Annotated in this window: 26 protein-coding genes and 1 pseudogene; 15 read left to right on the top strand and 12 right to left on the bottom strand. The window is 66.0% G+C overall.

The window, feature by feature from the left end:
- The first annotated feature begins 39 nt into the window (after positions 1–39).
- The gene (locus NIBR502772_RS04450) at positions 40–990 is read left to right on the top strand and encodes a spermidine synthase (RefSeq protein ID WP_141139247.1); all 951 of its coding nucleotides are present in this window, start codon (positions 40–42) and stop codon (positions 988–990) included.
- A gap of 28 nt (positions 991–1018) precedes the next feature.
- Here the strand turns inward: NIBR502772_RS04450 and NIBR502772_RS04455 are convergent, their stop codons facing one another.
- A complete protein-coding gene (locus NIBR502772_RS04455; RefSeq protein ID WP_141139248.1) occupies positions 1019–1936 on the bottom strand; it encodes a LysR family transcriptional regulator in 918 nt (305 codons plus the stop codon).
- A 129-nt stretch (positions 1937–2065) separates the two neighbouring features.
- Between NIBR502772_RS04455 and NIBR502772_RS04460 the strand changes: the two genes are divergently transcribed.
- On the top strand, positions 2066–3448 hold the full coding sequence (locus NIBR502772_RS04460; protein WP_141139249.1) for an MFS transporter: 1383 nt from the start codon (positions 2066–2068) through the stop codon (positions 3446–3448).
- 61 nt (positions 3449–3509) lie between these two features.
- Positions 3510–4259, top strand: a complete 750-nt coding sequence (locus tag NIBR502772_RS04465; protein WP_141139250.1) for a 3-hydroxybutyrate dehydrogenase — start codon at positions 3510–3512, stop codon at positions 4257–4259.
- Positions 4260–4273: 14 nt separating this feature from the next.
- On the opposite strand, the gene NIBR502772_RS04470 is transcribed toward NIBR502772_RS04465, so the two are convergent.
- Both NIBR502772_RS04470 and NIBR502772_RS04475 read right to left on the bottom strand, forming a co-directional pair.
- Positions 4274–4474 carry a hypothetical protein gene (locus tag NIBR502772_RS04470; RefSeq protein ID WP_141139251.1) on the bottom strand — a complete coding sequence of 67 codons (201 nt, stop codon included), beginning with the start codon at positions 4472–4474 and terminating at the stop codon, positions 4274–4276.
- 261 nt (positions 4475–4735) lie between these two features.
- The gene (locus tag NIBR502772_RS04475) at positions 4736–5137 is read right to left on the bottom strand and encodes a helix-turn-helix domain-containing protein (RefSeq protein WP_141139252.1); all 402 of its coding nucleotides are present in this window, start codon (positions 5135–5137) and stop codon (positions 4736–4738) included.
- Positions 5138–5260: 123 nt separating this feature from the next.
- Here NIBR502772_RS04475 and NIBR502772_RS04480 point away from each other — a divergent pair, with 123 nt between their 5' ends.
- A complete protein-coding gene (locus NIBR502772_RS04480; protein WP_141139253.1) occupies positions 5261–6124 on the top strand; it encodes an SDR family oxidoreductase in 864 nt (287 codons plus the stop codon).
- A 123-nt stretch (positions 6125–6247) separates the two neighbouring features.
- Here the strand turns inward: NIBR502772_RS04480 and NIBR502772_RS04485 are convergent, their stop codons facing one another.
- Complete coding sequence (locus NIBR502772_RS04485; protein ID WP_141139254.1) at positions 6248–6883, bottom strand: LysE family translocator; 636 nt, start codon at positions 6881–6883, stop codon at positions 6248–6250.
- An 8-nt stretch (positions 6884–6891) separates the two neighbouring features.
- A pseudogene (locus NIBR502772_RS04490) lies at positions 6892–8383 on the bottom strand (amino acid permease).
- Between the two features lie 252 nt (positions 8384–8635).
- Between NIBR502772_RS04490 and NIBR502772_RS04495 the strand changes: the two are divergent.
- The 5 genes from NIBR502772_RS04495 to NIBR502772_RS04515 all read left to right on the top strand — a co-directional run bounded on the left by NIBR502772_RS04495 (position 8636) and on the right by NIBR502772_RS04515 (position 12461).
- A complete protein-coding gene (locus NIBR502772_RS04495; RefSeq protein WP_141139255.1) occupies positions 8636–9025 on the top strand; it encodes a hypothetical protein in 390 nt (129 codons plus the stop codon).
- Positions 9026–9138: 113 nt separating this feature from the next.
- Complete coding sequence (locus tag NIBR502772_RS04500) at positions 9139–9591, top strand: hypothetical protein (RefSeq protein ID WP_246848693.1); 453 nt, start codon at positions 9139–9141, stop codon at positions 9589–9591.
- Positions 9585–9818 (top strand): helix-turn-helix transcriptional regulator, encoded by a 234-nt coding sequence (locus tag NIBR502772_RS04505; RefSeq protein ID WP_058930270.1) that lies wholly within the window; start codon positions 9585–9587, stop codon positions 9816–9818. Before NIBR502772_RS04500 ends, NIBR502772_RS04505 begins: the two co-directional genes overlap by 7 nt.
- Positions 9815–10786: an NAD(P)-dependent alcohol dehydrogenase gene (locus NIBR502772_RS04510; RefSeq protein ID WP_141139256.1), complete on the top strand. Its 972-nt coding sequence runs from the start codon at positions 9815–9817 to the stop codon at positions 10784–10786. The genes NIBR502772_RS04505 and NIBR502772_RS04510 overlap by 4 nt, the downstream gene beginning before the upstream one ends.
- A gap of 202 nt (positions 10787–10988) precedes the next feature.
- Positions 10989–12461: an HNH endonuclease signature motif containing protein gene (locus NIBR502772_RS04515; protein WP_141139257.1), complete on the top strand. Its 1473-nt coding sequence runs from the start codon at positions 10989–10991 to the stop codon at positions 12459–12461.
- Positions 12462–12553: 92 nt separating this feature from the next.
- Here NIBR502772_RS04515 and NIBR502772_RS04520 read toward each other — a convergent pair whose 3' ends face one another.
- Positions 12554–13372 (bottom strand): GNAT family N-acetyltransferase, encoded by an 819-nt coding sequence (locus NIBR502772_RS04520; RefSeq protein ID WP_141139258.1) that lies wholly within the window; start codon positions 13370–13372, stop codon positions 12554–12556.
- Between the two features lie 273 nt (positions 13373–13645).
- Here NIBR502772_RS04520 and NIBR502772_RS04525 point away from each other — a divergent pair, with 273 nt between their 5' ends.
- The 4 genes from NIBR502772_RS04525 (at position 13646) to NIBR502772_RS04540 (ending at position 18376) form a co-directional block, all read left to right on the top strand.
- Positions 13646–14500: an IclR family transcriptional regulator gene (locus NIBR502772_RS04525; RefSeq protein WP_246848694.1), complete on the top strand. Its 855-nt coding sequence runs from the start codon at positions 13646–13648 to the stop codon at positions 14498–14500.
- Between the two features lie 185 nt (positions 14501–14685).
- Positions 14686–16389 carry a urocanate hydratase gene (locus NIBR502772_RS04530; protein ID WP_141139259.1) on the top strand — a complete coding sequence of 568 codons (1704 nt, stop codon included), beginning with the start codon at positions 14686–14688 and terminating at the stop codon, positions 16387–16389.
- The gene (hutH, locus tag NIBR502772_RS04535; protein WP_141139260.1) at positions 16386–17978 is read left to right on the top strand and encodes a histidine ammonia-lyase; all 1593 of its coding nucleotides are present in this window, start codon (positions 16386–16388) and stop codon (positions 17976–17978) included. Before NIBR502772_RS04530 ends, hutH begins: the two co-directional genes overlap by 4 nt.
- A 161-nt stretch (positions 17979–18139) precedes the next feature.
- Positions 18140–18376 carry a hypothetical protein gene (locus NIBR502772_RS04540; protein ID WP_056348863.1) on the top strand — a complete coding sequence of 79 codons (237 nt, stop codon included), beginning with the start codon at positions 18140–18142 and terminating at the stop codon, positions 18374–18376.
- Positions 18377–18506: 130 nt separating this feature from the next.
- On the opposite strand, the gene NIBR502772_RS04545 is transcribed toward NIBR502772_RS04540, so the two are convergent.
- From NIBR502772_RS04545 to NIBR502772_RS04565, 5 genes are all read right to left on the bottom strand, one after another.
- Positions 18507–18764, bottom strand: coding sequence for a hypothetical protein (locus NIBR502772_RS04545; protein ID WP_141139261.1), 258 nt, complete (start codon positions 18762–18764; stop codon positions 18507–18509).
- Between the two features lie 192 nt (positions 18765–18956).
- Positions 18957–19358 (bottom strand): universal stress protein, encoded by a 402-nt coding sequence (locus NIBR502772_RS04550; protein WP_141139262.1) that lies wholly within the window; start codon positions 19356–19358, stop codon positions 18957–18959.
- 110 nt (positions 19359–19468) lie between these two features.
- A complete protein-coding gene (locus NIBR502772_RS04555; RefSeq protein ID WP_104063138.1) occupies positions 19469–21082 on the bottom strand; it encodes a tripartite tricarboxylate transporter permease in 1614 nt (537 codons plus the stop codon).
- A complete protein-coding gene (locus NIBR502772_RS04560; protein WP_141139263.1) occupies positions 21082–21594 on the bottom strand; it encodes a tripartite tricarboxylate transporter TctB family protein in 513 nt (170 codons plus the stop codon). Before NIBR502772_RS04560 ends, NIBR502772_RS04555 begins: the two co-directional genes overlap by 1 nt.
- On the bottom strand, positions 21591–22601 hold the full coding sequence (locus NIBR502772_RS04565) for a tripartite tricarboxylate transporter substrate binding protein (protein ID WP_141139264.1): 1011 nt from the start codon (positions 22599–22601) through the stop codon (positions 21591–21593). The genes NIBR502772_RS04560 and NIBR502772_RS04565 overlap by 4 nt, the downstream gene beginning before the upstream one ends.
- 238 nt (positions 22602–22839) lie before the next feature.
- On the opposite strand from NIBR502772_RS04565, the gene NIBR502772_RS04570 reads away from it, so the two are divergent.
- Both NIBR502772_RS04570 and NIBR502772_RS04575 read left to right on the top strand, forming a co-directional pair.
- Positions 22840–24417 (top strand): sensor histidine kinase, encoded by a 1578-nt coding sequence (locus tag NIBR502772_RS04570; RefSeq protein ID WP_141141932.1) that lies wholly within the window; start codon positions 22840–22842, stop codon positions 24415–24417.
- Positions 24414–25079: a response regulator gene (locus NIBR502772_RS04575; RefSeq protein WP_058930259.1), complete on the top strand. Its 666-nt coding sequence runs from the start codon at positions 24414–24416 to the stop codon at positions 25077–25079. Before NIBR502772_RS04570 ends, NIBR502772_RS04575 begins: the two co-directional genes overlap by 4 nt.
- On the opposite strand, the gene NIBR502772_RS04580 is transcribed toward NIBR502772_RS04575, so the two are convergent.
- The gene (locus tag NIBR502772_RS04580) at positions 25076–26518 is read right to left on the bottom strand and encodes an NCS2 family permease (protein ID WP_141139265.1); all 1443 of its coding nucleotides are present in this window, start codon (positions 26516–26518) and stop codon (positions 25076–25078) included. The two genes, NIBR502772_RS04575 and NIBR502772_RS04580, sit on opposite strands and share 4 nt — an antisense overlap.
- Positions 26519–26584 lie beyond the last annotated feature (66 nt).

Below are 26584 nucleotides of genomic sequence, written 5' to 3' on the forward strand. Positions count from 1 at the left end.
CAATTATGGTTGATCCATGACTGAAGCGGCACACGGGTAATGGCAAAACGCGGCAAGTCAGGCGGGCGGAACAGCCAGCGTGCGACGGCGGGTGTCATCGAGGTGCCCAAGGGCACCCGTCCTGAGGGCCCGGTTGAGGGCGTCTACTACGTTGATACCGGCGACTGCGAGCTCATCGCGGACCAGGACAACTCCAACGGTTGGCTCCTGAAGATCAACGGCGTCATGAGCTCCCACATCGACCTTGCGGATCCGCTTTTCCTTGATTTTGAGTACATGCGCTGGATGGCGGCGCTGATTGAGTCACGTTGGCCGCCGAAGCCCGGAAAGGGCGGCGCCAAGGCGGTCGCGCCGACTGTGGGCGGGACCGAGCGGCTGCGTGGGCTGCACCTGGGCGGCGGGGCCTGTTCCCTGGCCCGGTACTTCCACACCGCCTATCCGGACGCCCGGCAGGTGGTGGTGGAACTCGACGGCAAGCTCGCCGAATATGTCCGCGGCTGGTTCGACCTGCCCAAGGCACCGCTCCTGCGGCTGCGAGTGGGGGAGGCCCGCGAGGTCACCGAGACGCTCACGCCTGACAGCCGCGACTTCATCATCCGCGACGTGTTTGCCGGTTCACTCACGCCGCGGACGCTCACCACCGCCGAGTTTAATGACCACATCAAGCGGGTCCTGGCGCCGGGCGGCATCTATGTGGTCAACTCAGGCGACGCCCCGGACTTGAAGAATGCGCGCGAAGACGCCGCCACCATCGCGGCCGCATTCGCACACACCGTCATCATCGCCGACCCCTCCATGCTGAAGGGCCGCCGCTTCGGCAACATGGTCATGGCCGGCAGCGATACCCCGCTGGACGGGGACCCGCAGCTAGCCCGCCGGCTGCTGGGCGGCGCCGTCCCGGCCCACATCTGGAACGACGCCCAGGTGCGCGCCTTCGCCGCGAACTCCCCGGTGCGTCACGACCCGGCAGCACCGTCGATTGCTCCGTAGGCGCCCTTTTGGGCCCCGAAAACGGCGGTTATGGAGCAGCCGATGGGGTCTGAGCGCGACCCAGCAGGGCGTCCCGGTGCGCCGCCGTCTGGTCGCGCAACGCTTGCACCACGGCGGCCACGGCAGGGCGGCGCATCGAATCGGGGCGCAGCACCATCCAGTAAGGGAGCAACTCGGCGAAGTCGTCGGGGAGCAGCCGGACCAGGTCGCTGTGCAGATTGCCCATGAAGCACGGCAGGAATCCGATGCCAGCGCCGGCGCGGGTGGCCTCCACATGGACAAACACGTTGGTGGACGTCAGCCCTTCGCGCATGGCCGGCACCAGCCGCCGGGGAGCGTCCAGGTCGTCCACCTGCAGCATCGAATCCACAAAGTACACCAGCGGGTGCTCCGTCAGCTCAGCAACGCTCGCCGGCGTCCCGTTCTCGGCAAGGTAGGCACGCGAGGCGTACATCCCCAGCATGTACTCGCCCAGTTGGACGGCTTCGGCCCGGTGGACCTGCGGTTCGCCCACCACTACCTCGATGTCCAGCCCGGAGCGCTGCTGCAGCGCCCGGCGGGTCATCGTCACCACTTCCACGCTCAGTCCCGGGTGTTTCCGGCGCAGCCGTGCCACAGCGGGCGCGGCGATGTAGGCGCTGAAGCCGTCGGTCGCCGTCATGCGCACGACGCCGGTAATCGGGTCGGGTGCCTGGCCTGCCGGGCCCAGCGCACTCACCGCTGCCTCCACCTGTTCGGCGACCCGGACGGCCTCCGTGCCCAGCTCCGTCAGTTCCCAGCCGCCGGCCGCCCGTGCCAGGACGCGGCCGCCCAGCGCCTTCTCCAAGGCGGCTATCCGACGCGAAACGGTGGTGTGGTTCAGCCCCAACACTTGCGCCGCCGTCGTAAATTTGGCCGAGCGGGATACCGCAAGCAGGACCAGGAGGTCATCGGGATTCGCCTTCATATCTGCAATTGTGCACACAGCAGGTGCCGGATTGGGCATTGAAGGCGCATGTTTGTGCAGTAATACTCAGTGGAGCCATTAGTGCTGTGGATCACAGCGCGTGTCAAAGTGGACACTAAGGAGAAACTCATGAGCGTAGAGCAGCGCTCGGCAGACAATGCCGCCGGATCCGCACCCAAGGGATCCGGGCTTAAAAAGATTGTGGCCGCGTCGATGGTGGGCACGGTGGTGGAATGGTACGAATTCTTCCTCTACGCCACCGCCGCCACCCTGGTCTTCGGGAAGTACTTCTTCCCCGCCACCGGCAACGAGCTGGACGGCATCATCCAGGCGTTCCTCACCTACGCGGTGGGCTTCGTGGCGCGCCCCCTCGGCGGCATCGTCTTCGGCCAGATCGGCGACAAGCTGGGCCGCAAGCCCACACTGCAGCTGACCATCGTGATCGTCGGCGTGGCGACGTTCCTGATGGGCTGCCTCCCGGGCTTTGCCGACATCGGCTACCTGGCTCCGGCCCTGCTGGTGGCCCTCCGCTTCATCCAGGGCTTCGCGCTCGGCGGCGAATGGGGCGGCGCCGTGCTGCTGGTTGCCGAACACAGCCCCAACAAGTCCCGCGGATTCTGGTCCAGCTGGCCGCAGGCCGCAGTGCCGGTGGGCAACCTGCTGGCAACGCTGGTGCTGTTCATTATGTCCACCGCCCTGAGCCCGGAGGCATTCCTCGGCTGGGGCTGGCGCGTGGCCTTCTGGCTCTCCGCCGTGATCGTCTTCGTTGGCTACTACATCCGCACCCACGTCACCGAGGCGCCCATCTTCCTGGAAGCCAAGGCCCTTGTGGAGAAGGAGCAGGCCGTCAGCTACGGCGTCTTCGAGGTGGTGCGCAAGTACCCCAAGGGCATCCTGCAGGCCATGGGGCTGCGCTTCGCGGAGAACATCATGTACTACCTGGTGGTCAGCTTCGCCATTGTCTACCTCAAGAGCGTGCACAAGTACGACACGTCCTCGCTCCTGCTCGCACTCCTGATCGCCCACGTCATCCACTTCCTGGTCATCCCGCAGGTGGGACGGCTCGTCGACAAGCTGGGACGCAAGCCCGTCTACCTGATCGGGTCCATCTCCGGTGCGGCCTGGCCGTTCTTCGCCTTCCCCATGTTCGATACGCGCAACGCCGTGGTGATTGTCCTGGCTGTGACCATCGGCCTCTGCCTGCACGCGTTTATGTATGCTGGCCAGCCCGCCATCATGGCCGAACTGTTCCCCACCCGCATGCGCTACTCGGGCGTTTCGCTGGGCTCGCAGGTCACCTCGATCTTCGCCGGTTCGCTGGCCCCGCTGCTGGCCACCCAGTGGCTCAAGGACACCGGTTCCTGGCTGCCTACGGCCATCTACCTTTTGGTTGCCTGCGCGATCACAACGGTGGCGGTGCTGAGCCTGAAGGAAACCAAGGGCATCGCGCTGGAGGAAGTGGACAAGGCCGACGCCGCCCGCGAGGGACTGCTCCCGGCGGCCTCACGCTGAACTGCCTGAGCAGTTCACCGCAGGGAAATTGAGCGCGCACACGATGGGAAGCAGATCTGCAATGGAAAACACACTGAACGGCCGCAAGGCCGTGGTGACCGGCGGCGCCAGCGGGATCGGGGCTGCCTGTGTCCGGGAACTGGCCGCCCGCGGGGCGAAAGTGGTGGTGGCCGACGTCGACTCCGCCGGCGCTGCCGCCCTCGCCGATGAAGTGGGCGGCACGGCCTGGGCCGTGGACCTGCTGGACGTGGACGCGCTCGCCACCCTGAGCCTGGACTGCGACATCCTGGTGAACAACGCCGGGATCCAGAGCATCAGCCCCATCGAAGCGTTCGATCCGGCGGACTTCCGCCGGATCATCGCGCTGATGCTCGAGGCCCCGTTCCTGCTGATCCGGGCCTCGCTGCCGCACATGTATGCCAACGGCTTCGGCCGCATCATCAACGTGTCATCCGTGCACGGAATCCGGGCCTCCCCGTTCAAAAGCGCGTACGTTTCCGCCAAGCACGGCCTGGAAGGGCTGAGCAAGGTGACGGCACTTGAGGGCGGGGGGCATGGAGTCACGTCCAACTGCATCAACCCGGGCTACGTCCGGACCCCGCTGGTCGAGAAGCAGATTGCGGACCAGGCCAGGGTGCATGGCATCCCCGAGTCCGAGGTCCTGGCCAAGGTGATGCTCACCGAGTCCGCCGTGAAACGCCTGGTGGAACCGGAGGAAGTTGCCTCCCTGGCGGCCTGGCTGGCGTCCGATCACGCCGGCATGGTCACTGGGGCCAGCTACGCAATGGACGGCGGCTGGTCGGCGCGGTAGCCGGGGCCGGTTGCCTACTCCTGCCGTCTGACGTGGCGGGGATCAAAGTAGACAACGCCCTCTGCGGCTCCGATGCCGACAGAGCCGGGGGTCCGTGAGACCACCACACCCTCGTGCCGGCCGTTGAAGGGATCGTCACCCACCACGGCGTCACCGATCTTGTAGGGGCTTGCTGGGCCTGGCACCGCGCGGACGCGGTTCCAGGCCCTTGCCATGAGGCGCGGTTGTCTCGGATTACTGGCAGCGTTGACCATCGGAACAACTCCTTCAGGGCGGCGCTCGTCCGCTCACTGTCGGCGCGCTTGCCGGAACGCTCCCAGCAGAGGATGGTCCTCCAATTCCTGGCTGGCACCTTACATTTACACTAGGCGCTATTCACACCAGTCACACCAGTAACATGTACTCGACTTCGCGGGCGAATCCTACTTAGGTGATTTAGGGGTCGGCGCTGGCCGGGAATCATCGTTGTCCGGGAATCAGCGCTGGCCGTTGAGGATGTCGTCGGCGTTGTTGTAGGCCCAGGTGGCCAGGGGGACCAGCAGGCCGGACAGCTCATGGCCGCGTTCGGTCAGGCTGTAGTCCACGCGGGGCGGGATGACGGGCTGGGCCTTCCGCAGCACCAGGCCGTCGCGCTCCAGGGTCTTGAGGGTCTGCGCCAGCATTTTTTCGCTGATGCCCTCTGCCCGGCGCCGGAGTTCGCTCCAGCGCTGCTCACCTTCGGAGAGCGCCAGGAGGATCAGGACCCCCCATTTGCTGGTGATGTGGTCCAGGACGGTGCGGCTGGGGCACCCAGCCGGGAACACGCCGTCGGCCGATCCTTCCGGCAGGTGTGCCCGGAGATCTTCCGGCAGGGTGGTGGGCCATCCAGTCGCTTCCATACCCATAACTTACCAAAAGGTGAGTACCTTACCTAGAAGTGCGTACTGTCTTTCAGGAAGTAATTGGCGGGGCGGCTGGTTGTGGAAGGTGACCCCCTAAGAAATGGTGAAAGGAACCAACCCATGAGCATCGTCATCACCGGAGCAACCGGACAGCTTGGCCGCCACGTCGTCGAGGCCCTCCTGGAGCGCAACGTTCCGGCAGCGCAGATCGTGGCCACCGGCCGTTCCATCGAAAAACTGGCGGACTTCAAGGCGCGCGGTGTGCAGGTCAAGCCGATGGACTACTCGGACCCTTCGTCTGTGGCGCTGGCCCTGCAGGGCGCCAGCAAGGTTCTCCTGATTTCCGGCAGCGAGGTTGGCCAGCGCGTGGACCAGCACCGCACGGTGATTGAGGCAGCCAAGTCTGAAGGCGTGGAGCTGCTGGCCTACACAAGTGTCGCCAACGCTGACACCACCAGCATGAAGCTGGCCGCTGAGCACCAGGCAACCGAGGCCATCCTGAAGGACTCGGGGGTTCCATTCGCCATTCTCCGCAACAGCTGGTACCTCGAAAACTACACCGACCAGCTGCAGGGCACCCTTGCCCAGGGTGCGCTTGCCGGCAGCGCCGGTGAAGGCAAGGTCAGTGCCGCGGCCCGGGTGGACTACGCCGAGGCAGCGGCAGCCGTGCTGGTTGCCGAGAATCAGGCCGGCAAGGTCTACGAGCTCGGCGGAGACCACGCCTTCACGCTCACCGAACTGGCCCAGGAAATCAGCGCCGCGGCCAACACGCCCGTGGTGTACCAGGACCTTCCTGCCAGCGACTACGCAGGACTCCTCGCCGGATTCGGCGTGCCGGAGCTCTTCGCCGACATCCTGGCGGACTCGGACCTCGGCATTGCCCGTGGCGACCTCCTGGTCAGCGGCTCGGACCTCCGCACCCTGATCGGCCGGCCCACAACGCCGATGCCGGCCGCGGTCCGCTCGGCGATCGCCGCCGTCTGAGCACGAGCGCAACTCCCGGACGCTCTCTCACCTAATGCACGTTTTGGGCAAACGCTCTCTCACCTCATGTGAGAGAGCGTCGCGCCAAATCGCCCCAAAAGTGAGAGAGCGCCGGTGTGGTCCCTAGGACTTGCTGCCGGTCAGGGCCAACGTTCCGCCGAGGCCGATCATCAAGGCCCCGCCTGTTGCCTCCACCGCTGAAACCCGGCGGGGCGAACGGGCAAACCATTGGCGGGCTGAACCCGCGGCGACGGCCCAGAGGCTATCTGACACTACGGCGATCAGCAGGAACACCGCCCCCAGCAGCGCCAGCTGGAACGGAATGGCCCCGGAAGGGTAGTCAACAAACTGCGGAAGCACTGCCACGAAGAAGACCACCGACTTGGGGTTGGTGATACCCACCACCAGGCCTTCCGCCACCAGCCGCCGTGGCGAGGAAGCCGCTGGCTGACGATCCGCGAATGAGTTGTGCCGACGGTTCCGGATGGCTTTGATGCCCAGATAGACCAAGTAGGCGGCCCCGGCCAGCTTCACCACGCTGAAGAGGACCACGGACTGCGCCACAATAATGCCCACGCCGAGCGCGACTGCAGCCACCTGCACCAGTTGCCCGGTCGCGTTGCCCAGCACCGTCAGGACGCCGCCCTTCCAGCCAAGGGCCAGGGAACGGCCGATCACGAACAGCACGCTGGGTCCGGGGACAGCGATCAGCACCACGGATGCCAGCGCAAACGCCAGAAGGTTTGAGAGGGGAACCATGCCTGATCTTAGCTCCGGCGGGCTGAGGCGACCACCGGGAGCGGTGAGGTTTCGTCCACAAGTTCGGCCCGGCGTCGTCCGTTACCTCTGACCCACAGGCGGTAGGCGAGGACCAGCAGCCCCAGCCACGCCGCGCCCACGTACAGCGCCACGCGGGTGTCCTCGAAGGCGCCCAGGACGGCGATGATCAGCGCCATAAACGCGATGGTCAGGATGGATGCCGCGGGCCACCACGGGGAGGGGAATTCCGACGCCGGCAGTCCATTCCGCGCGATCTCCCGCTTCATCGCCACATGGGAGGCAAGGATCATGACCCACACCCAGACGGTGGCGAAGGTGGCGATCGAGGCGATCAGGATGAAGACGTCTTCGGGAATGACGGCGTTCAGCACCACGCCCACCAGGAGGATGCCGGCCATCATCACCACCGTCATCCACGGCACGCCATGGCGCGAGACCTTACCGAAAACTGCCGGCGCGTGGCCTTGCCCGGACAGCCCGAACAGGATGCGGCCGGCGCCGAAGATGTCGCTGTTGATGGCGGAGAGCGCGGCGGTGATCACCACGGCGTTGAGGATGTGCGGTGCGGCCGGGATGCCCAGGCCGCTGAAGATCTGAACGAACGGGCTGCCGTTGCTGCCGATTTCGTTCCACGGGAAGAGGCTCATCAGCACGCCGAGGGTCAGGACGTAGAACAGCAGGACGCGGACCGGCACCGTGTTCACCGCCTTGGGGATAATCTTCTTGGGGTCCGCGGCCTCGCCGGCGGTGATGCCAAGCGTCTCGATCCCGCCGAACGCGAACATCACGACGGCGAACGAGGCCAGGAGCCCTTCGAAGCCGTTGGGGAACAGCCCGCCGTGCTCCACGAGGTTGCCGAGGCCCGGGGGCCACGGTGGACCCGCCGGCCTGGAAACCGAACGCGATGATGGCGGCGCCGCCGGCGATCATGGCGATGATGGCCACCACCTTGATCAGCGAGAACCAGAACTCGAGCTCGCCGAAGACCTTCACGCTGAGCAGGTTCAGTGCGGCCAGGAAGCAGATGATGGCCAGGATCCAGATCCAGCGGTCCACCTGCGGAAACCAGAAGCCCATGTAAATGCTGAAAGCCGTCACGTCCGCGATGGCCACGATCGCCATCTCGAAGACATACGTCCAGCCGGTCACAAACCCCGCCAGCGGGCCGAGGTAGCGGCTGGCGTACTGGCCGAACGAGCCTGAGACAGGGTGGCGGACGGCCATCTCGCCGAGGGCCCGCATGACCATAAACACCGCCGCGCCGCCGATGATGTAGGCGAGCAGGACGGCCGGGCCCGCCTTCTGGATGGCGGAGGCCGAGCCGTAGAACAGGCCGGTTCCGATCGCCGAACCCAGGGCCATGAAGCGGATGTGCCGGACGTTCAGTCCCCGGTTCAGGACCTGCGCGACGCCGGATCCTGGCCTGGGCTTTTCGGCCGGGCTTGCGTCTTGCCTGGTGGCGCTTGGTGCTTGCTGCATACAAATACCTTCTCGTCATTGGGAGGGGGATCGCTAACCAGCAGACCATTTCCGGGCCTGCTGTGATGGGCTTCACGACATTTCGCTGTCTCGGTTCTCAGACGATGAGAAGCCCGCGTGACGGGTGGGTGGCTGGCATCGGGGGTGTGCCGGAGCCGGATCGGGAGGAAAATTGACCATAACGGATCACGTTCGCGGCCCAAAGGCGGCCCTTGGCACGGGCGTTGACGCGGTTTTAACGGGAGGGATGGCATGGATGAGTTCATCGCATACCTCGATACGTCTGAGGTCCGCCCCGGCAGGCTCGAGGAGTTGAAGGCTGCCATGGCGGAGTTGAGCTCATTCGTCGAAATGAACGAGCCTCAGATCCTCGCCTACCGCGTCTATTTCTCAGAGGACGGCTCCACGATGAGCGTCATGAACCTCCACGCGGATCTGGCCTCCTTGGAGTTCCACATGAAGGTCGCCGGCCCCAAGTTTCCTCCTATCGCGCCCCTCATCACGTTGCGGACCATCGAAGTATTTGGCCGTCCCAGCGAGGAGCTCTTGGCGCGGCTTCGGGCCAAGGCCCAGGTCCTAGGTGGTGGGGCTGTCATTGTCCATGACGTCCACGCTGGGTTTGCCCGCTTTTCCCGCATCTAGGTGGGCTGGCTTCTCACAGATCATTTGCAGGGCCGACACCTGCCCTGGCAGGTCAAGAAACCTTGACTCGATGTCTGCTTTCTTTTACATTGAAAATGTCAAGTTTGGTTTACATGCATGCATCACAGGGAGTGGAGATGTCCTTCGAAGAGAAGAGTGCCTGGATCATGGGGGTGGTGGCCACGGGCTCTTATGGCGTGTATCTGGCCATCGTCCTGGGCATGGCCGGCACAATGCCCCTTGCTGAGGTTCCCTACGTGGCTCCACTGCTGTGGACCATCGGGGCATCCATTGCTGCGTCCATCGCGCTGCACATACTCTTGGGCATTATTTCGCCCAAGGAGGCCGGGAAGAAGGATCAGCGCGACAGGGAGATCTACCGTTTCGGCGAGTACATCGGGCAGTCGTTTGTGGTCATCGGCGGCGTCGCGGCGCTGCTCCTGGCGATGGCCGAGGTGGACCACTTCTGGATCGCAAACGTCATCTACCTGACGTTTGTGTTGTCCGCGATCCTGGGCTCCGTGGCCAAGATCGTCGCCTACCGCCGGGGGTTCCAGCCGTGGTGAAGCCAACGCGGGTGACCAATTCCATCCGCCGCCTGCGGTTCGAACGGGGCGAGATGACGCAGGCCGAACTCGCCGAACGTGTGGGCGTCACCCGCCAGACCGTCATCGCCATAGAACAGGGCCGGTACTCACCGTCCCTGGAGATGGCGTTCCAGATCGCCCATGTGCTCAGCGTGCCGCTTGAGGACGTGTTCCAGTACCCGAATCATCAAGGAGACGCATCATGAAAGCTATCGTGCAGGACGTTTACGGGAATGCCGACGTGCTCCAACTAAGGGATATCCCTCTGCCGGTGCCGGGTGATCGGGAAGTGCTGATCAGGGTCCGCGCGGCCGGCGTCGACCAGGGTGTGTGGCACCTTATGGCCGGGCGGCCGTACCTGCTCCGCCTCTTCGGCTTCGGGCTGAAGAAGCCCAAGTTTCCGGTCCGCGGCCGTGAGGTTGCCGGCGTCGTGGAGGCCGTGGGGGCTGGCGTTACACGCTTCCAGCTTGGCGACGAAGTGTTCGGCACATGCGAGGGGTCCTTCGCGGAATTTGTCTGCGCCAGGGAGGGACGTGTGGCCACGAAGCCCGCGAACCTCACGTTCGAGGAAGCTGCGGTGGCACCCATTTCGGGTGTAACCGCGTTGCAGGCTGTCCGCGATGCCGGACAGGTGACGACCGGCCAGAAAGTGCTGATCATCGGTGCTGGCGGAGGAGTCGGGTCCTTTGCGGTGCAGGTGGCGAAGGCATTCGGGGCAGAGGTCACTGGAGTCTGCAGCACCGGAAAAGTGGAGCTGGTCCGGTCCCTCGGCGCTGATCATGTCATCGACTACACCCGGGACGATTTTGCCCGCGCCGGGCAGTATTACGATGTCATCCTGGATACCGCCGGCAACCGGCCGCTCGCGGTTCTGCGGCGCGTGCTGACCCCGCGGGGCACGCTGGTGATCGTCGGCGGCGAGGGCGGTGGGAACCTGACCGGCGGGTTTGAGCGTTCGATGGGTGCGCCGCTGGTGTCACTGTTCTCCGGGCAGAAATTCAAGGGGCTTGTTTCGACGGAAAACTACCGCGATCTCGAGGCGCTGACCATGCTCATTGAAGCCGGCAGTGTGAAGCCTGCCGTGGACAAGGTCTACGCGCTCGTTGAGGCGCCGGCCGCCGTCGAATACATGCACGAAGGGCGCGTCCGCGGCAAGGTTGTTGTCAGCATCTGAGGCTCTTCGACCGCCCCCTATTACCAGGCGCGAAGGGACACTTAAGCCCCCGGCCCGAGGGGACACATAAGCGCCCAGCGCGCGAGGGGACACGTAAGCGCCCAGCTCCGCCGACGCTCTTCGACAATGACGTCAAGCAGGGTTATGCACATAGCCGTTTAGCCTCGCCGTTATTGTCAGTCCCTCGCGGGATGATTTGGGTATGGATAGCAGAGCAGCGGTGGCGACGGCGGAGGCCCTTGCGGTGTCCTTCGCTGAGCTTGCTGTGGTGCTCCGGGACGGGACCGATTCCGGCTGTTCCGGGGACGCTGATCCTATGCGTCGGCGGGCAGATGGTTTCCTGGACGGGCTGGCCGAGATCTCACGGCTGGACGCGAAAAGTGCCGCCCTGAAGGCCTGGCTGGCCGCCGGTTACAACAGCGCTGCCGAGGCTTTGGCGGGCCCTGCAGCGTCGCCCGAGGACAATACCGGGCAGGAGATGGCCGTGGTCGCGGAGGTCGCGTGTGTGCTGACGGTCAGCGAACGGGCCGCCGGCGCCCTCCTCGCCGAGGCGCGCTTCCTGACCACTGCCCTGCCTTTGACGTTGTCCGCGTTGCAGGCCGGGACGATTTCGTGGCAGCACGCCCGGATCATGGTCGACGAAACCGTGAACTTGGACCCTGCCGGCGCCCAAGCCCTCGAAGCGCATTTCCTGGACCCCCACGCGGTGAATCCGGCACGCGGCTTCGCCGGTGAGCTCATCCCCGGCAGGTTCCGGCACAAGGCCCGCACCTGGCGCGAACGCCACCACCCGGTCAGCATCGAAAAACGCCACATCAAGAGCGCCGCGGACCGGCGCCTGGAGTACGCCCCGGACCGGGACGGCATGGCCTGGCTCAGCGCATACCTCCCCGCGGACCAGGCGGCCGCGATCTGGGACCGCGCCACCACCGCAGCCCGTGCCCTCCAAGGACCGGACGAGGACCGGAACCTCAGCCAGCTCCGCGCCGACACCCTTGCCACCTGTCTCCTGACCAACAACATCACCGGCGGCGGAACCGGTGATGAGGGTAGGGAAAAGACCGGCGGTATTCCATCCCCGCGGGCGCAGGTGTTGATCACGGTCCCGGTCATGGCGCTGCTGGGTGTCACGGATGAGCCGGCCATGCTCGACGGATACGGGCCGATCCCGCCGTCCATGGCCCGCCACTTGATCGCCGACGGCGCCGAATCCTTCCACCGCGTCCTCATCGATCCCCGCGACGGAGCACCGCTCGAGATCGGGCGGACCAGCTACCGGCTCACCAAAGCCCAACGCCAATGGCTACGGTTACGCGACGGGAAGTGCCCGTTCCCCGGCTGCAGCAACCACTCCCTCGACAACGAAGCGGACCACCTCCTCGCCTGGGCCCACGGCGGCACCACCGGGATCAGTAACCTCGGCCAGCCATGCCGCAAGCACCACAGGCTCAGACACATCACCGGTTGGAAACCCACCACCGCCACCAAGAACGAACCACCCGGCTGGATATCACCCACCGGACGCCACTACCAAAGCGAACACCCAGACTGGGAACCACCCCACTGGCCGCCGGAGCTTCTCGAAGAGCTCAGACTTCAACACGTTGGCGCGGTTTCTCCGGACCTGCCCGTCGACTCATCGCTGCCCAATGGCCAGCTGCAGGATCATCAGTGAAAGAAGGTACCTTCCCAGATTGGGCGCTGGTTTGAGTCACGGGAGCGCAGTTGGTGGTGCAGCATGACATTTCGTCCTTGCGGGGGCGGGCTCTACCCAGCTGCTCCAGGGCTATCGCCCCTCACAGGAGGAGTCCAAACAAACGGAGTGGCGGTGGTGATGGCCCTGAACCCCAACCTTCGCAGGATCGGCTCACTGTCAGCAGACGCGTCCACCTGCAGATATTTCACTCCACGGGCGGCCGCCACCTGGGCGCGTGCGGAAACCAGAGCCTTATAGATCCCGCGCCCGCGCCATGCAGGCAAAGTTGACCCGCCCCACAAACCGGCGAAGTCCGTGTCCGGATTGATCTCCAGCCAGGCCGCCGACACCACTTCGCCCGAGGCCTCCGCTACGAAGACCACCAGGTTTTCCGGGTCAGCGGCGAGCCGGTGATGCAGGTCAGAGGCCACCCAGCTGTAGTCAGCGCCCCACACCATGGACTTCATGCGCGCAATCCGCTCCAGGTCGCCACGTTCTGAGACTGGCCTCACACGGATGCCTTCGGGGACCGCCGGATCACCGGCCATCGCTGCCGTCTCACCCACCAGGACGGTCTCGCGGTCTTCCGGTGCGAAGCCCGCGGCCAGAAGCCGGGACTCAATATCAACCGGGAGGTCATGCGCCCGTATCTTCCACTCGACGGCTTCCCCGCGGCCGGCAAAGTAGTCACGCTGCTCGACGATCAGTCTGTCGAGCATTCCGCCCTCCACGCCGGCATCACGAGCCGACTCGATGAAGCCCCGCCGCTGTCCGGTCACGCGAAGCAGGGGGCCTAGCAGTTGATACTCGTGGCCTGCCGGAACCGCTGGCGGAACCAGTCGGCGGAGCTGGGAATCGTACGCGGCAAGAATATCGCTGGTTGAGGCCATACGCTTCAGCCTACGACCAGCTCCGACGACCAGCGGCTCCAGCCCACGCCTCCGGCCCACGCAGCCGGACCCGATCCAGCTGCCCCGGCGGGCCAGGGCGGGCCCGAGCGGCCGGGAAGCCAGCCTAAGCCCAAACAACTCCGGACCGACCCGCATCGAAGGCAAGTGTCTGGCATCCCGGACACCGGCCGTGTTTTGATGGCAGTGAGGGGACCGGTCGTAGGCGCAAGGTTAAGTACGGGATCCCGGACATGGCCGGAAGCCTCACGAGAAATGACGGAGGGCACAGTGGAGTCGAGTGCAGTGTTGCCGAGCGCGGAAGCCAGGCCAGAGGCGGGCACTGAACCAAGGGTGACGTCCAAAGTCCCCGCCGCCGAGAACACCCTGCGTATCCTCAAGCTGCTGGCCTCGAAGCGGGGGCCGATGGCGGCGTCGAGCATTGCCACATCCTTGGGGTTGCCGCGCTCCAGCGTCTACCACCTCCTGGGGGTGATGGAGGCGAACGGCTTTGTCCTCCATCTGCACGAGGAGCAGCGCTACGGGCTGGGCATCAGTGCCTTCGAGCTGAGCTCGGCGTATTCGCGGCAGGAACCGCTGTCCCGCCTGGGCCGGCCGCTGCTGGCGTCGCTGGTGGACGTCATCGGTGAGAGCGCGCACCTGGCCGTGCTCCACGGCCGCGACGTGCTCTACATCGTGGAGGAACGGGCCAAGAACCGCCCCTCCCTGGTGACCGACGTCGGCGTCCGGCTTCCCAGCCACCTCACCGCCAGCGGCCGCGCCATTCTCGCCGCACTGCCCAAGTCGCAGGTCCGGGCGCTTTACCCGAATGCCGAGGCCTTCACCGCCCGGCATGAAGTGGAGGGCGCCATCATGAAGTACTCCGCGCTGTCCTCGCACCTGGACCAAGTGAGGCAGCGCGGCTACGCCACCGAACATGGCGAGGTGACGCCCGGCTTCGGCTCGATCGCCGCCGCTGTCACGGACCACGTGGGATGGCCGACGGCGGCAGTCGCCGTCACGTTCCTCGAGGACAAACTGCCGGCGGACCAATGGCCGGCGCTCGCCGCGCGGGTCCAGAAAGTAGCGGACGAACTCTCCGTCCGCATCCACGGCCGCCCTGCCAAGTAGTGCTGCCCGCCGTCGGCTGGCTCTGCCTCCCCGACGGTCCGACAGGAACTCGCAGCAGTCTGGAATCCCGGACACCACCCCTCCGAAAGCCCTGTCCGGCCCCGCCCGGAACGGCTTTAGTTGATACAGAACCTCTTCCCAACACCGCGAACCTCATACTCGCCCAGAACACAAAGGAGCCCCTCATGGCACCCGCCGATTTCACCACCGGTGCCCGCCCGGTCAAAGCTGCCCGCGGCACCGAGCTCACCGCCAAGAGCTGGCAGACAGAAGCCCCGCTGCGCATGCTCATGAACAACCTGGACCCCGAGGTCGCGGAGCGCCCGGATGATCTGGTGGTTTACGGCGGGACCGGCCGCGCCGTCCGGTCCTGGGCGGCGTTCGATGCGATCACCCGCACCCTCGAAACCATGGAAAGCGACGAGACGCTGCTGGTCCAGTCCGGCAAGCCGGTCGGTGTGTTCCGGACCAACGAATGGGCGCCGCGGGTGCTGTTGGCGAACTCGAACCTCGTGGGCGACTGGGCCAACTGGCCCGAATTCCGCCGTCTCGAGGCCGAGGGCCTCATGATGTACGGCCAGATGACCGCCGGGTCCTGGATCTACATCGGCACCCAGGGCATCCTGCAGGGCACCTTCGAGACCTTCGCCGCGATCGCCCGGAAGCTCACCGGCGACGAGGACGGCACCCTCGCCGGGACCCTGACCCTCACTGGCGGCTGCGGCGGCATGGGCGGTGCCCAGCCACTCGCGGTCACCCTGAACGAAGGCGCCTGCCTGATCGTCGACGTTGACGAAAGCCACCTGCGCCGCCGCGCCGGCAAACGCTACCTCGACGAGGTCGAAACCGACCTCGACACCGCCATCGCCAAGGTCCTCAAAGCCAAGGAAGAGCGCCGCGGCTGGTCCGTCGGGTACGTCGGGAACGCCGCGGAGGTCTTCCCCGAGATCCTGCGCCGCCACCGTGCGGGCGAGCTCACGGTCGATATCGTCACGGACCAGACCTCCGCCCATGACCCGCTGTCCTACCTCCCCGAAGGCATCACGGTCGCCGAGTGGCACGCCGAGGCCGCCGCCGACCCGGAAGGCTTCACCAAAAAGGCCCAGGCCTCCATGGCGAAGCACGTCCAGGCCATGGTCGAGTTCCAGGACGCCGGCGCCGAGGTCTTCGACTACGGCAACTCCATCCGCGACGAGGCCCGCAAGGGCGGCTACACCCGCGCGTTCGAATTCCCCGGCTTCGTCCCGGCCTACATCCGGCCGCTGTTCTGCGAGGGTCTGGGCCCGTTCCGCTGGGTGGCACTCTCCGGTGACCCCGAGGACATCGCGGTCACCGATGCGGCCATCAAGGAACTCTTCCCCGAGAACAAGCACCTGCACCGCTGGATCGATGCGGCCCAGGAACGGGTGGAGTTCGAAGGCCTGCCGGCCCGGATCTGCTGGCTCGGCTACGGCGACCGCGCCAAGGCCGGCCTGCTGTTCAACCAGCTCGTCAAGGACGGCAAAGTCAAGGCACCCATCGTGATCGGCCGCGACCACCTCGACTCCGGCTCCGTCGCCTCCCCCTACCGCGAAACCGAAGCAATGGCCGACGGCTCCGACGCCATCGCGGACTGGCCGCTGCTCAACGCCCTGCTCAACACCGCCTCCGGCGCCACCTGGGTCTCCATCCACCACGGCGGCGGCGTCGGCATCGGCCGCTCCATCCACGCCGGCCAGGTCTCCGTCGCCGACGGCACCGACCTCGCCGCCCAGAAACTCGAACGCCTCCTCACCAACGACCCCGGCATGGGCGTCATCCGCCACGCCGACGCCGGCTACGACCGCGCCACCGACGTCGCCAAAGAACGCGGCGTCCGCATCCCCATGCAAGAAGGAATCACAAAGTGACCATCACCACCCACTCACCGCTCACCGTCACTCTCGGCTCCAGCGGCGTCACGCCCGAGGACGTTGTCGCCGTCGCCCGCCACAACGCCCAGGTGACCATCGCCCAGGAGGCGCTGGACACGGTGGCGAAGGTCCGCGCGCACATCGACGAACTCGCGCACAGTGAGACCCCCGCCTACGGCATCTCCACCGGCTTCGGCGCGCTGGCCAACCGGCACATCCCCAGCGAGCTGCGCACCCAGCTGCAGAAATCGCTGATCCGAAGCCACGCCGCCGGCATGGGCCCGGCCGTGGAACGCGAGGTGGTCCGCGGCATTATGTTCCTGCGGGCCAAGACACTGGCCTCTGGCCGCACGGGCGTCCGCCCCGTCGTCCTGCAGACCATGGTGGACGTACTCAACGCCGGCATCACCCCGGTGGTCCGCGAATTCGGCTCGCTTGGCTGCTCCGGCGACCTCGCCCCGCTGTCCCACTGCGCCCTGGTGCTGATGGGCGAGGGTGAAGCGGAAGGGCCCGACGGCGTGACGTACGGCGGGCGGGGTGAGGCGCCTGTCGCCGAGCTGCTCGCCGGGCACGGCATCGAGCCGGTCACCCTCGCCGAAAAGGAAGGCCTGGCGCTGGTCAACGGCACCGAGGGCATGCTGGGCATGCTCCTGATGGCCATCGCGGACCTTCGCCAACTGCTCACGACGGCGGATATCACCGCCGCGCTCAGCGTCGAGGCGCTGCTGGGTACGGACCAGGTTTTTGTGCCGGAGCTGCATGCGGCCTTGCGTCCGCACCCCGGCCAGGCCGCCAGCGCGGACAACATGCTGCGTGTGCTGTCGAACTCGCCGATCGTGGCCTCGCACCGCGTGGGGGATTCCAAAGTCCAGGACGCCTACTCGCTGCGCTGCGCGCCCCAGGTGGCCGGGGCCGCGCGGGACACGGTGGACTACGCCGCCCTGGTGGCATCCCGTGAACTGGCCGCGGCCATCGACAACCCGGTGGTCCTGCCGGACGGCCGGGTCAGTTCCAACGGCAACTTCCATGGCGCACCGGTGGCTTATGTCCTGGACTTCCTGGCCATCGCCGTCGCCGACCTGAGTTCGATCGCCGAACGCCGCACGGACCGGATGCTTGACCCGGCGCGTTCGCACGGGCTGCCGGCGTTCTTGGCCGCGGATCCGGGTGTGGACTCGGGGCTGATGATCGCCCAGTACACGCAGGCCGGGCTGGTCTCGGACAACAAGCGGCTGGCCGTCCCGGCGTCGGTGGATTCCATCCCCAGCTCCGCCATGCAGGAGGACCACGTGTCCATGGGCTGGCATGCGGCCCGTAAGCTGCGCAAGGCCGTGGAGAACCTCCGCCGTGTCCTGGCCATCGAACTGGTGACGAGCGCCCGCGCCATCGACATGCGGACGCAGCTGTCCGACGGCGAGCTCCTCCCCGGCCCGGCAGGCGCTGCCGTGATCGGGGTGCTGCGGTCCGTCGTCGAAGGCCCCGGAACCGACCGGTTCCTGTCACCTGAGCTGGAGGCGGCTGACCGTTTGGTTGCCTCCGGCAGGGTCCGGGAGGCCGCCGAATCCGCCGTCGGAATTCTTGCCTGAGCGGGAATATCCTTCGGTCCTGCCGAGAAATTCGGCCAATGTCGAAATATGGTGCAACACGAACAATTCGACGCCGGGAAGTGTAGTAGAACTGAAGGTGTAGTGAAAGTCACATCAAAGAGGCTGTGGCGCAGAACGTATACAAAGGGGTAGTAGTTCAAATGAAAGCACGTGGGGCTGTCCTGTCGAGGCGCAATGTCCACTCGGCCACCATCTCGGAGTGGGGAACGCTCAAAGCCGGGGACCGGGTGGAAATCATCAAACACGCGCACGTCATTGCGGCGGGCGAAGTGGAAGAAGTATCGCAGAGCGGGAACGTGCTGTGGCTCGTGCCGGCCACTCCGTCAGAAAAGGAACTTTTCCTTAAATCCGACGGTGTAGAAGTCCGCAGGAGTTAGGAACACAAGACCAAATAGCAAAGAGTCCCCGACTTCCTGTAACGGAAGTCGGGGACTCTTTGCGTGGATCGCGTGGATTGCGGGCGGGATCGACGCATCGATCGAAGCCCGGATCCAAGGCCGGATCAGCTCAGGCTGCAATGCTTTCGTACGTTTCACCAAAGGGGACCGATTCGTCCAGGGCCACGGTGAAGCGTCCCGGGCGCAGGCGCGTCACAAGGATGCCGCAGGCCGCGTCTTTCGCCGGCTCGATCAGCGTGGCGACAGCGTTGTCCAGTCCTTCGTGCATCTCGTGCGCTGTGGAAAACTGCAGGTCGATGGACAGCGAAGCCGCGGCTTCGACGGCCGCCACGGAGGCCAGGGGGCGTTCAAGAAATGCTGTAGTCATGTGCCGAACTTTCTGTGTCTCGTGCCAAAGGGCTCGATCCACTGTACCGGCTACAGGACCTAGGATGTCAGATGACTGCTGTCTCGTCCGCCGAGACGCCAAAAATCCGAAGCTTGTTCGCCGGCCCACACCGTCAGGGCGGGGTCCGGCGAACAAACTTCGGATAGAAGGTGGCGCCCGGATCCGTCCGGATCAGCCCGCCATGCCCGCTTTGACGGCCAGAACGGGACAGTCCGCCTCGAGCAGGATCCGCTGCGACGTGCTGCCCATGATCAGTTTGCCCACCGGGGTGCGGCGGCGCAGACCGATCACGATGAGCTCGGCGTTGTGCTCCTCCGCGGCATCAAGAACCTCCGCTGCCGCATCGTGGCCGCGGACCGGCTGCTTGATCACGTGGTCGATCCCGTGGGCGGCCAGGCGCGCGTCGATGCCCTGCATTTCGGACTCCTGGGCGTACCGGTTGTCCACCAGGGCATCACCCTTGGAGGAGTTGATGACCAGCAGGGTGGTATTGCTCTTCCTGGCCTCGGCGATGGCCTGGGTCAGGGCCGCTTCGCCCTCCGGGGTAGGGACGTATCCCACCACAATCGTCATGGCTGTACCTCTTTTTCTGTCAGTTGATCTTCTGCTGTGGGGCGGATGCGGGGGCGGGCCGATGCGGGGCCGATGCCCAGGACCGGGTAGCCGACCGGGTAGCCGGCTGGTTAGCCGTCGCCGTCCCCGTCGCCGCCAGTGGTGGCACGGTGGCTGCCCTGGCTGGCGCTGCCACCCGAGGCATCCGTCGGTTCGGATGCGCCGGAGCGGGTGGCGGGCACCCCTGCCGGCACTGCTGCCGGCCGGTTCCGGCGGATCAGCTTGAACAGCAGCGGCCACAGGAGGATCAGGGCGATGATGATGTAAATGCCGACGGCGATCGGCTCACTCCAGAGGCCGGCGGGGTCGCCGGCGCTGAGCTGCAGCGTCTGGCGGAGCTGCTTTTCGATGCGCGGTCCGAGGATGACGCCGAGGATGAGCGGCAGGACGGGAAGCCCGAAGCGCCGCATCATGAAGCCCAGCGCGCCGAGCGCCAGCAGGAGCACCAGGTCGAACGCCTGCAGGTTCACGGAGTAGGCGCCCAGGGTGGCAAAGAACAGGATGCCGGCGTACAGGTAGGGCCGCGGGATCTGCAGGAGCTTCGCCCACATCGGTGCCAGCGGCAGGTTGATGATCAGAAGCAGGAAGTTGCCGATGAACAGGCTCGCGATGAGGGCCCATACCAGCGGTCCCTCGCTTTCGAACAGCTGCGGCCCTGGCTGGATGCCGTACTGCGTGAACGCTGCCAGCATCACGGCGGCCGTGGCGTTGGTGGGCAGGCCCAGGGCCAGCATGGGCGTCAGCGTGCCGGCTGCGGCAGCGTTGTTGGCCGCTTCCGGACCGGCCACACCCTCGATGGCGCCTTTGCCGAACTCCTCTGGGTGCTTGCTGAGCTTCTTCTCGGTGACATAGGAGAGGAACGTGGGAATCTCGGCCCCGCCGGCCGGAAGTGCACCGAAGGGGAAGCCGAAGGCGGTGCCGCGGAGCCAGGGCTTCCAGGACCGCTTCCAGTCCTGCTTTCCCATCCACGGTCGTCCCACGGGAATGACCTGCAGGGGGTTGCGGCGCAGGTGCGCGGCAACCCACAGTGCCTCGCCCACGGCGAAGATGGCCACCGCAACCACCACGATGTCCAGACCGTCCGCCAGGAGCGGCACACCGAAGGTGAGCCTGGCCTGGCCCGTGACCACGTCCAGGCCCACCAGGCCGATGGCGAGGCCAAGGCCAAGGGATGCGAAGCCCCGAAGCCGCGAGGAGCCCAGGACAGCGGTGACCGCCAGCAGGGCCAGGACCATGATGGCAAAATAGCTGGGCGATCCCAGGCTGACGGCGAACTGCACCACCACCGGCGCGCAGACTGCGAGGAGGGCGGTGCCGATGGTGCCGGCCACGAACGAGCCGATGGCCGCCGTCGCCAGCGCCTGCGCGGCCCTGCCGGCTTTCGCCATCTTGTTGCCTTCGATGGCCGTGACCACGGACGACGATTCACCCGGCGTATTCAGCAGGATGGAAGTGGTGGAGCCGCCGTACATGCCGCCGTAGTAGATGCCGGCGAACATGATGAAGGCGCTGGTGGGTTCCAGGGCGTACGTGACCGGAAGCAGGAGCGCAACGGTCATGGCCGGGCCGAGGCCCGGGAGGACGCCGACGGCGGTACCCAGGACGACGCCGATCACGGCGTAGAGGAAATTCATGGGGGTGAGGGCGGTGGCAAAGCCGTCCATCAGGGAGGAGAAGACATCCATCAGAGAATCCCTTCCAGGAGGCCGGCGGGCAGGTTAATGCCAAGGCCAAGGTAGAAACCGTAAAAGGTCAGGAGGGACATTGCCACCGAGATGAGTCCGTCGCGGATGTAGTTCCGGCCGCCCAGTGCCCAGACGCTGCCCCAGAACAGGATGGTGCCGGAGATGACCCAGCCGGCCCAGTCGATCAGCAGGATGTTCGCGATGAAGGCGCCTGCCAGCGGCAGGACCGTCTTCCAGTCGGCGGGGTGGGAAAGGTCCACGTCCTCGCCGCCTTCCGCCTCGCCTTTGCCACCGCGGAGTACGTTGACGGCCAGCATCACGGCGCAGACCAGCAGCAGGCCGCCCACGATGAACGGCAAGGTCTTAGGTCCTACGGGATCAGACTGGGAGTAGGTGGTAGCGACGCGCGTTGCGTCCCAGATGACCAGGGCCCCGGCCGCCCCGAGCAGGAGGGCAACCCCCAGCTCGGAGCGGCCTTTGAGCCGTGAGGCCAAAGTTGGTGAGGAGCTCACGCCAGGCCAAGCTTCGTGAGGACGTCCGCCACCCGCTTGTCCTGCTCGGCCAGGAAGCTATCGAACTCGGCGCCGGTGATGAAGGCGTCGCTCCAGCTGTTGGTCTTCAGGGCTTCCTTCCACGCGGCCGTGCCGTGCATCTTTTCGAGAGCCGCGATCAGCTTGGCCTTGTCAGCGTCGGTAATGCCCGGAGGGGCCACGATGCCGCGCCAGTTGGTGAACACCAGGTCGATGTTGGATTCCTTGAGGGTGGGAGCGTCCACGCCGTCGAGCCGCTTCTCGCCGCTGGTGGCCAGGACACGGACCGCACCGGATTCGATCTGCTTGAGGTATTCGCCTGCGCCGGAGGCGGCGAAGCCCACCTTGTTGCCCAGGATGGCCGGGAGGAGGTCTCCACCGCCGTCGTAGGACACGAAGTTCACCTTGGTGGCGTCGATGCCCAGGGCTCCGGCCAACTGCATGGGCAGCAGGTGGTCAGGGCCGCCGGGGGAGGAACCGCCGCCAACGCTGATGGAACCCGGGTCAGCCTTCCAGGCGGCGACCAGGTCATCGATGGTTTTGTAGGGCGAATCCTTGTTGACCATGATGGCGCCGGGTTCTTCGATGAGCCGGGCCAGGGGGGTGGTGGCCGTCAGCTTGGACTCGGACTTGTTGGTGTAGCTTGCGCCCACCACGCCCAGGCCCATAAGCATGGTGAGGTCGCCGTTGCCCTTTTCGTTGACGATGCGGGCCAAGCCCACGGTTCCGCCGGCGCCCGCGAGATTGAAGACTTCGGGGTTCGTGGCGATCTTCTCGTCTTCGAGGACTTTGGCCGCCACGCGGGCGGTGGTGTCGTAGCCGCCGCCTGCAGTGTTGGGGACCATGATCTGGAGCCCGGTCAGCGGGCCGGCGGGGGCGCCGGAGCTGGCTCCGTCAGTAGAGCTCTTCCCGGTGGCACCGCAGCCGGTGGCCATCAGGGCGATGCCGGCGGCGACGGCGGCAATTCGCAATGCGCGGATCTGGCGCATGGTGTTCCTCTTCTCTAAATCTGATCAGCAAGAAACTGACTGGTGATCCGATGCTAGGCCCCTAAGTGACGGGCATCACTCTTGTGTACGCAGAGAAAGTTAAGTTCATTGCGTTCACGTTTCCGGTGGCCAACCGGCGCCATGCGGCGCCCATAGTTCAGGTAGCCTGACCACGAGAGGCCCGACAATCAACACCACGCAACCAGAGGAAAGAACCACAGTGACTCGACGAAGAGGCATGTCCCTTGCGGGGCAGTACCTGGTTCTGCAGTTGCTCATCGTTTTCGCCGTCCTGGTGGCCGTGGTGGCCATCTCCCTCGCCCAGTCCGCTGCGGCGTTCGAACGGGTTGAGGGCCGACGGGCGCTGTCCGCTGCCGAAGCCCTGGGTGCCAATCCCACCGTCCGGGCGCTGCTGCCCGGGGCCGAGCCCCGCGGCGGCTCAGCCCTTCCCGCCGTGGCCGAGTCGGTGCGGACGGTGTCGGGGTCCTCGCACGTGGCGCTTGCGAAGCTCGACCGTACGGTGGTTGCCTCCTCCAATCCCAGTCTGTTGGGCCAGCCCTTGGAACTCGGCGCCAGCCGTGTGCTCGAAGGCCGCGCGTGGACCGGTGTGGTGGACGGATCCGGCACGGAGGAACTGACCGCCCATGTTCCGGTCCTCGACGACGCCGGAAAAATGATCGGCATCGCGTCCATCAGCCGGAACTACCCGTCCACGCTGGAGCGGCTGGGGGATGCCGTGCCCAACCTCCTCACCTATCTCGGTGTGGCCAGTGTGCTGGGCGTTGCCGGCTCGCTGCTGCTCTCCCGCCGGGTCAAGCGGCAGACCCTGGGCATGGAACCGAGCGAAATCACCGGCCTGGTGGAAAACCGCGAGGCCATGCTGCATGGCCTGAAGGAAGGCGTCGTGGCGCTGGACCCGCACGAGCGCATCACCGTGGCCAACGACAGTGCCCGCGCCCTGCTTGGCCTCCCCGCCGACTGTGTGGGCAAGCGCCTGGCCGGCCTGTCCGTGGAGCCGGCGCTCAAGGAAGTCCTCACCCGCGAGCAGCCGGGGCCGGACCAGCTGGTACTGGTGGGAGACCGGCTGGTAGTGCTGAACCGGGTTCCCATCCGTTCGCGCGGCCGCGACATCGGCTCCGTCACCACGCTGCGCGACCGCACGGAACTGTCCGCACTCGAGCGGGAACTCGGCGCCACCCGGACGGCCACCGACACCCTCCGGGCCCAGGCCCACGAATTCGCCAACCAACTGCACGTGATTTCCGGCCTCATCCAGATCGGGGAATACGATTCCGTGGTCCAGTTCGTCAACGGCGCCACGCTGGACAGGACCCGGCTCAACGACGAGGTCACCAGCCGCATCCAGGACCCGGCGCTCGCCGCGCTCCTCATCGCCAAGTCGAGCCTCGCCACCGAACGCGGAGTCACCTTGCAGCTGGACCCGGAATCCGGGCTGAAGCGCGTTGACGATGAGCTGTCCCGCGACCTGACCACCGTCGTGGGGAACCTGGTGGACAACGCGTTCGACGCCGTCACCGGGCTTCCGGACGCAGCCGTCAGGGTGCTCGTGGAGGACACAGCCGACGGCGTGACGGTCACCGTAAGCGATTCCGGCCCCGGCGTCGCCGGGGATCCGGGGGAGATCTTCCAGCAGGGTTTCACCACCAAGGACCCCGGCCCCGGCGGCAGCAGGGGCTTCGGCCTGGCGCTGTCCCGGGTGGTCTGCCGGCGCAGCGGCGGCGACCTCACGGTAACCAACAACAACGGGGCGGTCTTCACCGCCCGGCTGGAACGAACACGGAGAATGCAGCAATGATCAAAGTCCTGATCGTCGATGACGACTTTATGGTGGCCAAGGTCCACGCAGGGTTCATTCAGCGCACTCCCGGGTTCGCCGTCGTCGGGGTGGCCCATACCGGCGCCCAGGCGGTCATCGAAACGGGGCGGCTGCAACCGGACCTGGTGCTGCTCGATATCCACCTGCCGGACATCAACGGCCTGGACCTGATGCACAAACTGCGCGAAGTGGCCCCCGAACTGGATGTCCTGGTGATCAGCGCCGCCCGTGAAGTGGACACGGTGCGCAAGGCCCTCCGCGGCGGGATTGTGCACTACCTCATCAAGCCCTTCTCGCAGACTGACCTGCAGGAACGGCTGGAGCACTACCGCAGCGCCTACCAGGGCCTCGACTCGGCCAAGGATGTGGCGGAGCAGTCGGACGTGAACCGCGTGTTCGGGCTGGACCGGACCGATCGGCCGCTGCCGAAGGGCTGCAGCATCGAAACGCTGAAGCTCGTGGAAGCTGCCCTGAAGGAGGCCGACGGCGACCTCTCCGCCGCCGAAGTGGCCGTCCAGTTGGGCACGTCCCGGGTCAGTGCGCGCCGGTATCTGGAGTACCTCCACGATGAAGGCGTGCTGGAGGTCCGGCTTAAGTACGGCGTGGGCAGGCCCGAGCGGCGGTATGTGCTGAAGGGCTAGGGCATGCCCAGTGCGGCCTCGATGGGACCCACGGCGAAGAACAGCAGGAACGCGCCGGCCACCGCCCACATCAGCGGGTGGACGTCCTTGATGCGGCCCTGGAACGCCCGGATCAGGACATAGGCGATGAAGCCCGCGCCGAGACCGTTGGCGATGGAGTACGTAAACGGCATCAGGGTCATGGTCAGGAAAGCCGGGAGGGCGATTCCCCAGTCTTGCCAGTCGATCTTGCCCACCTGGGAGACCATCATGAAGCCCACCACCACCAGGGCCGGGGCCACCGCCTCGAACGGAACGAGGTTGATCAGCGGGGTGAAGAACATGGCCACCAGGAACAGCAGGCCGGTGACGATGGACGCCACGCCCGTCCGGGCACCCTCGCCGATCCCGGCGCCGGCCTCAACATAGATCTGGTTCGAGGAGACGGACGCGCCGCCACCCACGATCGCGCCGAGCGCGTCCACCTGGAGCACGCGGTCCACGTCCGGGATGTTGCCGTCCTTGTCCACCGTGCCGGCCTCGTTGGCCAGGCCCACCATGGTGCCCATGGCATCGAAGAAGATGCTGAGCAGGATCACGAATGCCAGCAGGGTGGCGGCCACAAAGCCCAGGTGTTCAAAAGCGCCGAACGGGTTGGCCTTGCCGATCAGCGACAGGTCCGGGGCGCTCCACCCCGTAAAGGACGGCGCCACTAGGGACCAGCCCTGCGGGTTGGCGGTTGTGCCGTCAAAGCTGGGGCCGATGTGCAGGGTCATTTCCAGGATCACGGAAATGACGGTGGAGGCGATGATGCCGATCAGGATGGCGCCCTTGACCTTGCGGACCACCAGGGCGATCGTGAGGATCAGGCCGAACACAAAGACAGCCGTGGGCCAGCCCAGCAGCTTCCCGTCGAAGCCCAGGCCCACGGGAACGGTGGTGCCGGCAGCGTCCGGGATCCGGCGCACAAAGCCGGCATTCACCAACCCGATCAGGGCGATGAACAGGCCGATTCCCACTACGATCGCGGTCTTGAGCCCGTCCGGGACGGCCCTGAAGACGGCTGTCCGGAAGCCGGTGAGGACCAGGATCATCATGGTCACGCCGGACAGGACCACCAGGCCCATCATGTCCGGCCACGTCAGGCCCGGGTTCGTGGCGACCGTGACGGCCACAAACGCGTTCACGCCCAGCCCCGCGGCCAGCGCGAAGGGGTGCCTGCCCCAGGCGCCCATCAGGATAGTGAGGATGCCTGCCACAAAAGCCGTCACAGCGGCCACTGCGGCAAAACCAAGGGTGTTGCCGCTGGAATCCGGGCCGGAGAGGATCAGGGGGTTAAGCACCACGATGTAGCTCATGGCGAAGAACGTGGCAAAGCCGCCGCGGATCTCGCGGGAGAGGTTGGACCCCCGCTCGGATATCTTGAAGTACCGGTCCAAGGCAGAGCCCTGCTTAAGCATTAGTCCTCCGGGATGTGTTGTTGGGGTTACTTGATCCTAGAGGGCAGGGACCGGGCCCAGTGTGCG

The sequence above is a fragment of the Pseudarthrobacter sp. NIBRBAC000502772 genome, assembly GCF_006517235.1.
Taxonomy (GTDB): Bacteria; Actinomycetota; Actinomycetes; order Actinomycetales; family Micrococcaceae; genus Arthrobacter.